The organism is Herbaspirillum sp. B65 (assembly GCF_000333555.1).
Lineage (GTDB): Bacteria > Pseudomonadota > Gammaproteobacteria > Burkholderiales > Burkholderiaceae_D > Herbaspirillum > Herbaspirillum rubrisubalbicans.
Genome location: NZ_BADI01001058.1, coordinates 1 through 7,416 on the forward strand (window position 1 = coordinate 1; position 7,416 = coordinate 7,416).

At 61.4% G+C, this 7,416-nt stretch carries 10 protein-coding genes and 1 pseudogene; 8 read left to right on the forward strand and 3 right to left on the reverse strand.

Going from position 1 to position 7,416, the window contains the following annotated elements; genetic code table 11:
- Nucleotides 1–49: 49 nt before the first annotated feature.
- On the reverse strand, nucleotides 50–373 hold the full coding sequence (locus I5W_RS32230) for a hypothetical protein (protein WP_159106150.1): 324 nt from the start codon (nucleotides 371–373) through the stop codon (nucleotides 50–52).
- Between I5W_RS32230 and rplM the strand changes: the two genes are divergently transcribed.
- The 6 genes from rplM to erpA all read left to right on the forward strand — a co-directional run bounded on the left by rplM (nucleotide 372) and on the right by erpA (nucleotide 4,099).
- Nucleotides 372–800 (forward strand): 50S ribosomal protein L13, encoded by a 429-nt coding sequence (rplM, locus tag I5W_RS24905; RefSeq protein ID WP_006461967.1) that lies wholly within the window; start codon nucleotides 372–374, stop codon nucleotides 798–800. The genes I5W_RS32230 and rplM overlap by 2 nt on opposite strands.
- A 9-nt stretch (nucleotides 801–809) precedes the next feature.
- Nucleotides 810–1,202 carry a 30S ribosomal protein S9 gene (gene rpsI / locus I5W_RS24910; protein ID WP_006461968.1) on the forward strand — a complete coding sequence of 131 codons (393 nt, stop codon included), beginning with the start codon at nucleotides 810–812 and terminating at the stop codon, nucleotides 1,200–1,202.
- Between the two features lie 278 nt (nucleotides 1,203–1,480).
- Entirely contained in the window at nucleotides 1,481–2,518 is a 1,038-nt protein-coding gene (gene argC / locus I5W_RS24915; protein WP_017452423.1) for an N-acetyl-gamma-glutamyl-phosphate reductase, read from the forward strand.
- Nucleotides 2,519–2,541: 23 nt separating this feature from the next.
- Nucleotides 2,542–3,255, forward strand: coding sequence for a DUF6776 family protein (locus I5W_RS24920; RefSeq protein ID WP_044531276.1), 714 nt, complete (start codon nucleotides 2,542–2,544; stop codon nucleotides 3,253–3,255).
- A gap of 9 nt (nucleotides 3,256–3,264) precedes the next feature.
- Entirely contained in the window at nucleotides 3,265–3,660 is a 396-nt protein-coding gene (locus I5W_RS24925) for a bactofilin family protein (RefSeq protein WP_044531277.1), read from the forward strand.
- A 73-nt stretch (nucleotides 3,661–3,733) separates the two neighbouring features.
- Nucleotides 3,734–4,099, forward strand: a complete 366-nt coding sequence (erpA, locus tag I5W_RS24930; RefSeq protein WP_008331898.1) for an iron-sulfur cluster insertion protein ErpA — start codon at nucleotides 3,734–3,736, stop codon at nucleotides 4,097–4,099.
- 165 nt (nucleotides 4,100–4,264) lie between these two features.
- Here erpA and hemL read toward each other — a convergent pair whose 3' ends face one another.
- Together hemL and thiD are read right to left on the reverse strand one after the other, a co-directional pair.
- Entirely contained in the window at nucleotides 4,265–5,548 is a 1,284-nt protein-coding gene (hemL, locus tag I5W_RS24935; RefSeq protein WP_017455123.1) for a glutamate-1-semialdehyde 2,1-aminomutase, read from the reverse strand.
- A 34-nt stretch (nucleotides 5,549–5,582) separates the two neighbouring features.
- Nucleotides 5,583–6,422, reverse strand: a complete 840-nt coding sequence (gene thiD / locus I5W_RS24940; RefSeq protein ID WP_017452419.1) for a bifunctional hydroxymethylpyrimidine kinase/phosphomethylpyrimidine kinase — start codon at nucleotides 6,420–6,422, stop codon at nucleotides 5,583–5,585.
- A 98-nt stretch (nucleotides 6,423–6,520) separates the two neighbouring features.
- Here thiD and I5W_RS24945 point away from each other — a divergent pair, with 98 nt between their 5' ends.
- Both I5W_RS24945 and I5W_RS34075 read left to right on the forward strand, forming a co-directional pair.
- Nucleotides 6,521–6,673: a rubredoxin gene (locus I5W_RS24945; RefSeq protein WP_034311797.1), complete on the forward strand. Its 153-nt coding sequence runs from the start codon at nucleotides 6,521–6,523 to the stop codon at nucleotides 6,671–6,673.
- A gap of 562 nt (nucleotides 6,674–7,235) precedes the next feature.
- Nucleotides 7,236–7,416, forward strand: a pseudogene (locus tag I5W_RS34075) (ATPase, T2SS/T4P/T4SS family); the annotation flags it as partial.

Genomic DNA, 7,416 nt, shown 5'->3' on the forward strand with positions numbered 1-7,416 from the left:
AGTTTTTGCAGCCCCTGTGCAGCACGTAACGATGTCTCCTCCACCCTCCTCAATGGTGTGGATTAAACCCGGAACCCAGTGTCCGGGTTTTTTTTGTCCATTTTTTTCGCGCTACCGGCGATAAGTTGTTTTTATGGCAACGAAATGCGGTGCAAATGCCGCCAACATGCCGGATCGGCACCACAAATCCCCCGAAACCTTTTGACGCTAAGTCCTTGAAAAGGCTATACTTGCCGGCTTTCCCATGCGCTCGGGAAGATAAAAGGATGAGTCCGCGAAGCGAAGCACCCAGGGTGGCTGGCCATACAGGCTGCCCCGCATGAACGGAACCGCCACGTTGAGCGTTTATACATTGATAGAGAAAGTCAAACATGAAGACCTTTTCCGCTAAAGCCCATGAGGTTCAGCGCGAGTGGTTCGTGATTGACGCGACGGACTTGGTCCTCGGACGTGTTGCCAGCGAAGTGGCACTCCGACTGCGCGGCAAGCACAAACCCGAATTCACTCCGCACGTCGACACCGGTGACTTCATCGTCGTCGTCAACGCAGGCAAGCTGCGCGTGACCGGCACCAAGGCCACTGAAAAGACCTATTTCCGCCACAGCGGTTATCCGGGCGGCATCTACGAAACCAACTTCCTGAAGATGCAACAGCGTTTCCCCGGCCGTGCGCTGGAGAAGGCCGTCAAGGGCATGTTGCCCAAGGGTCCGCTGGGCTACGCCATGATCAAGAAGCTGAAGGTCTATGCAGATGGCAACCATCCGCACTCGGCCCAGCAACCGAAACCCCTCGCCCTCTAAGGAACAGACATGATCGGTAACTACAATTACGGAACCGGCCGTCGCAAGAGTGCAGTGGCGCGTGTTTTCATCAAGGCAGGTTCGGGCAACATCATCGTCAATGGCAAGCCCGCCGCTGAATACTTCTCCCGCGAAACCGGCCTGATGGTGATCCGTCAGCCGCTGGAACTGACCGGCAACGTCGAACGTTTCGACATCAAGGTGAACGTCCACGGTGGCGGCGAATCCGGCCAGGCCGGCGCTGTGCGCCACGGCATCACCCGTGCTCTGATCGACTACGATGCAGGCCTGAAGTCGGCTCTGTCCAACGCAGGCTTCGTCACCCGTGACGCGCGTGAAGTCGAACGTAAGAAGGTTGGCCTGCGCAAGGCACGTCGCGCAAAGCAATTCTCGAAGCGTTAATCGTTTCTTGCATTACCGAAAGCCGTCGGCATACGTGCCGGCGGCTTTTTGCTTTTTTGGGTGCAGACCTGTCCGCTGGGGCAGGGGATGGGTTCGCGCTTGCGGGACGTCTCGTAGTGTGTCGATAATTCCGGCTATTTCGGGAATAACTATCCGCCCAGAAATCAGCGGGAAATATTCTCCTGCTAGAATTGAAAGCTTTCCAGCGTGTATCGCACGCGCGTCAGGCGCTACGGTGCCCCGGCGCATTTCTTCGCCTTTTTTCGCAAGGACCAGACATGATCAAGGTAGGTATCGTTGGCGGAACCGGTTACACCGGCGTCGAATTGCTGCGTATTTTCGCCACCCACCCGCAAGCCCGGGTGCAGGCGGTGACCTCGCGCAAGGAAGACGGGATGCCGGTGGCCGAGATGTATCCTTCCCTGCGTGGCCGCGTGGACGTGGCGTTTTCCTCGCCCGACAAGGCTCAACTGAACGATTGCGACGTGGTCTTCTTCGCCACCCCGCACGGCGTGGCCATGGCCCAGGCGCCGGAATTGGTGGCCGCTGGCGTGAAGGTGATCGACCTGGCCGCCGACTTTCGGATGCAGGACGTGGCGGCCTTCGAGAAGTGGTACAAGCTGCCGCACAGCTGCACCGAGCTGTTGAAGGAGGCTGCCTACGGCCTGCCCGAACTGAACCGTGAAGCCATCCGCAAGGCGCGCGTGGTGGGCAATCCGGGCTGCTATCCGACCACCATGCAACTGGGCTTTGCCCCGCTCTTGAAGGCTGGCGTGATCGATGCCTCGCACTTGATCGCCGACTGCAAGTCGGGTGTCTCCGGTGCCGGCCGCAAGGCTGAACTGAGCCTGCTGTTCTCGGAAGCTTCCGACAACTTCAAGGCCTATGGCGTCTCCGGTCACCGTCACTCGCCCGAAACCATCGAGCGCCTGTCGCACCTGACCAGCGACAAGGTCGGCCTGCTGTTCACCCCGCACCTGGTGCCGATGATCCGCGGTATGCATTCCACGTTGTACGCACGCCTGACCCGCGACATCGACAACGCTGCCCTGCAAGCCCTGTTCGAAGAGGCTTACAAGGATGAGCCCTTCGTCGACGTACTGCCCTTCGGTTCGCACCCTGAAACCCGCACCACGCGCGCCTCCAACATGCTGCGCCTGGCCGTGCATCGTCCCGACAACGGCGACACGGTGGTGGTGCTGGTGGTCCAGGACAACCTGGTCAAGGGCGCCTCCGGCCAGGCCGTGCAATGCATGAACCTGATGTTCGGTCTGGAAGAAACCAGCGGCCTGCAACAGGTCCCGGTCCTGCCGTGAAGTACCGCTTATGGCGTCGGCGCATGAGCATTTCTGCGCCGAAGATGACCATCAAGCGCCATCTCCCGCTGCCGCTGCTGATCCTGCTGTGGGCAGCGGTGGTGGCCGTGGGCGCGGCGGCGGCGGTCTGGACCTACCAGCTCGGCCGCAACAATTTGCCGGGCCTGCAGGGCGATGCCGGTGATGCCAGCGAGCAGATCGAGCAGTTGAGCGAGCAGGTCAAGAAGCTCACCGCTGAAAACGAGCGCTTGCAATCTGCCTCCAACGCGTCGCAAAATGAACTGAAGATCGCCCAGACGGCCCAGGCCACGCTGGCTGGCCAGGTCAAGAACCTGGAGGCGGAAAACAACCGCCAGAAGGAAGACCTGGCCTTCTTCGACAGCCTCCTGCCGACCAACCTGGGTGCGCCGGGCATCACCATCCAGCGCTTCAAGGCCGAACAGGCCGCGCCCAACCAGCTGCGTTATCGCGTGCTGGTGATGCAAGGTGGTGGGGGAACGCAACAATTTGCAGGAAACCTACAGCTTAGTGTCAATATTGTGCAGGGCGGCAAAGGTGTTACCATCAACTTCCCTGAAAGCAATGCCGCCGACCAGGCGCGCTACCGGCTCGCATTCAAGTATTACCAGCGGGTAGAAGGCTTGCTGACTATCCCCGAGGGTGCCACCGTCAAGTCGGTGGCGGTTCGTGTTCTCGACCGCGGCCAGGTACGTGCCCAGCAATCGTTAGATCTGTGAGGTGATCCCATGTTTACACGCAAGACCAAAAGCACGATCGACAGCCTGATCGGCATGTCCACCAACATCACGGGCGATGTCGGTTTCAAGGGCGGCCTGCGCATCGACGGCGCCATCACCGGCAACATCAATGCCGAGGCCGGCCAGCCCAGCGTGCTGGTCATTTCCGAGCACGCCAAGGTAGTCGGTGAGATCCGCGCGGCGCACCTGATCGTCAATGGCGAGATCATCGGCGACGTCCACTCCAGCGAACTGCTGGAACTGCAACCCAAGGCTCGCATTACCGGCAATGTCTTCTACAAGGCGCTGGAGATGCATGGCGGCGCCCTGGTGTCGGGCAAGCTCAGCCATGACCAGCAGATGGAGACGCCGCTGTTGAAACTGGCGGCATCGTCGGAAGCATGAAAATGCGCAAGCGCTTATAATGGCTGAATCGATCTAATGTATTGATCCGCCTCAAGCCCAGCAGGAGTCCGAAATGAATGCCGTAGCCGAACTGCAACAAACCGACATGCCCGCCCCGATCAACTTCAGCGACAGCGCAGCCGCCAAGGTGGCCCAGCTGATCGAGGAAGAAGGCAATCCCGACCTGAAACTGCGCGTGTTCGTGCAGGGTGGTGGTTGCTCGGGTTTCCAGTACGGTTTCACCTTCGATGAAATCGTCAACGAAGACGACACCACCATGAGCAAGAACGGCGTCCAGCTGTTGATCGACTCGATGAGCTACCAGTACCTGGTAGGCGCCGAGATCGACTACAAGGACGACCTGGAAGGTGCGCAATTCGTCATCAAGAACCCGAACGCCACGACCACTTGCGGTTGCGGTTCCTCGTTCTCGGTGTAAGCACCGCCAGACTCCCCGATTGGCGCTGGCTGGCGGGGAGATGAAGAAAAAGGACGCCGCGGCGTCCTTTTTTCATGTCCTGAAACTTCATATCGGTCGCTACCCGCCGTCCAGCGGGCATTTCCGGCGAGGGGCTTGGCGCCCCCGGAAATGCCCTGGCCAGCCTCAAGCCAATTCAGTGAAGGCTTTGGCAGCGGCTGCGATGGTTTCCTCGATGATGGCGTCGCTGTGCTGGGCCGACACGAAACCGGCCTCGAAGGCGGAAGGTGCAAAGTACACGCCGGCCTCCAGCATCTTGTGGAAGAAGCGATTGAAGCGCTCCTTGTCGCCCTGCATCACCTCGGCATAGCTGGTCGGCACCTTGGCATCGAAATACAGCCCGAACATGCCGCCAATCGCATCGGCGGTGAAGGTCACGCCAGCCGCCTTGGCCGCAGCGGTGAGGCCATCGGCCAGCTTGCGGGTCTGGGCCGTCAGGTTGGCGTAGAACTCGGGTTGCTGGATGATCTTCAGCGTCGCCATGCCAGCGGCCACGGTCACCGGATTGCCGGACAGCGTGCCAGCCTGGTAGACCCCGCCCAGCGGCGCCAGATGCTTCATCACCTCGGCGCGGCCACCGAAGGCGGCCACCGGCAGGCCGCCGCCGATCACCTTGCCCAGCGCGGTCAGGTCGGGGACGATGCCGTTCAATTCCTGGGCACCGCCACGGGCCACGCGGAAGCCCGACATCACTTCGTCGAAGATCAGGATGGCGCCGTATTCGGTACACAGGCGACGCATGGTGCGCAGGAATTCGTCCGAGGCGCGCACCAGGTTCATGTTGCCGGCCACCGGTTCCACGATCACGCAGGCGATCTCGTGGCCGGCAGTCTTGAAGGCGTCTTCCAGCTGCTGGGCATTGTTGTAGTCCAGCACCAGCGTGTGCTTGGCAAAATCTTCCGGCACCCCGGCCGAGGTCGGATTGCCGAAGGTCAGCAAGCCGCTGCCGGCCTTCACCAGCAGGGAGTCGGCGTGGCCGTGGTAGCAGCCTTCGAACTTGATGATCTTGTCGCGGCCGGTAGCGCCACGGGCCAGGCGCAGCGCGCTCATGGTGGCTTCGGTGCCGGAGGAGACCAGGCGGATCTGCTCGATGGAGGGCACCAGCTTGATGATTTCCTCGGCCATCTCGATCTCGGCCTCGGTCGGCGCACCGAAGGACAGGCCGCGCGCGGCCGCCTGCTGCACCGCCTTGACCACCTCAGGATGGGCGTGGCCGACGATGGCCGGGCCCCAGGAGCCGATGTAGTCGATGTAGCGCTTGCCTTCGGCATCCCAGAACCAGGGGCCTTCGGCGCGTTCGATGAAGCGCGGCGTGCCGCCTACCGAACGGAAGGCGCGCACCGGGGAATTGACACCGCCCGGCGTGCTTTGTTGGGCGCGGGCGAAGAGCGAAGCATTGGTCTTGGTCATGAGCTTGCGAAGGAGTGAACCCAGTATCAGTGAATCAATTGAGGGAAGGCGGCGCGTCCGGATCTTCGGATTCGCGCGCCCAGAAATAGCGGTCGGGCAGCAGTTTGCCCATGCCGATGCGCTGGGCATTGGCCAGCGCCGCCAGGGTGAATTCCTGGGCCTCGGAAGCCGCCAGCGGCGCCTCCAGGTCATTGGCCAGCATGGCTGCCATGGCTGCCGAGAGCGTCGTGCCGGCGCCCACGAAGGAGCCCGGCAGGCGCGGCCAGGCGTCCTGGCGCACCAGGCCGGATTCGTCGAAGAGCGAATTGGCCACTTCCTGCAGATCGGTCTGGGTGTTGGTCACCAGCAGGTATTCACAGCCCAGCTCGATGATGCGCATGGCGTCCAGCATCAGCGTGTCGCCCAGTGCCGGCTCGCGCCAGGTCTCGGCCAGCCGGGTCAGTTCGCCCGCCGAGCACACCAGTACGGTGGCTTGCGGAATGAGCAGTTCGCGGATGGCGATCAAGCGGTCGTCTTCATCTTCCTGGTTGGCCAGGGCGCTGATGAACGGGTCCAGGATCAGGGGCACGTCGGGATAGTCGGAGACGATCTCGGCGATCACCGAGATATTCTCGATGCTGCCCAAGGCACCGACCTTGAAGGCCGACACGGCCATGTCTTCCAGGATCACGCGCGCCTGGTCGGCGACCCAGTCCACCTCGACCACCTGCACGTCTTCGACGCGGGCAGTGTCGCCGATCAGCAGCGCGGTCACCACCGACAAGCCGTGGCAGCCCATGGCGGCGAAAGTGGCAAGATCGGCCTGCACGCCCGTGGCGCCGACCGGATCGGCAGCGCCGAAGGTAAGGATGAGGGGAGGAGTTTGGTTTTGCACGTCGAGTAGATTAAGATAGCTGACTTAGCATTTTACTTGATTGATTTTAGGGATAGTCAGCCGTGACGAATAGCAGCCAAACCGAATTCAAAACCTGGATGTGCCTGATCTGTGGTTGGATCTACGACGAAGAAGCAGGCCTGCCCGACGAAGGCATCGCCCCAGGCACCCGTTGGGACGACGTGCCCATCAACTGGACCTGCCCGGAATGCGGCGCCCGCAAGGAAGACTTCGAGATGGTCGCCATCTGATCTCTGGCTGAAGGTTCGGCAAGCCTGCGCAATCGCAGCCTCAATGGTCGCATCGGCGGCGCCTCCGTTGGGTACGGAGACGCCGCATCCTCCCCGCTTTTTCCCGTCTTGCGGGATTTGATCTATATCAAGTTCCCGTTTCGTCGCGTTTTCCCATCATTTTCTTGTGCCGGGCCGTGCATTGCATTTGCTGCGTGGAAAAACCTCGGACTTTTCTGGGTAAAATCGAACCCAGTACCAGCATTGCCCACCTGACCGGATGACAGGACGCACAGACGTTCGCCCGGCATGGTTCCGGCAACTCCCCTCAATGGTCTTGTCATCTGCCTGCGGCCCGCCATCGGGCTGCGGCGTCGCTCGGTCGCCCGCTCGGGCTGGATCGCATGGACTTTTTTAACCGTTTCATGAGGCTGGTATGTCACACCCCAAGGATTTCCTCATTGATGCGCTGCATTCTCCGGCAGCGCCAACATCGCCGCAGCGCGAAGGGCTGGAGCAATTCCAGGCCTCGCTACTGGCGCGCATGGCTGCCAGCGACAATGAACCGGCCCAGCAGCAAGCCCTGCTGCACGCCATCACCAAGCCGCACGGGCTGGTACTGATGACCGGGCCGACCGGCTCGGGCAAGACCGTCTCGCTGTATGCCTGCCTGCAGCGACTCAACCAGCCGGGCGTCAATATCGCCACCGCCGAGGATCCGGTGGAAATCAACCTGCCCGGGGTGAACCAGGTCAGCATCAATG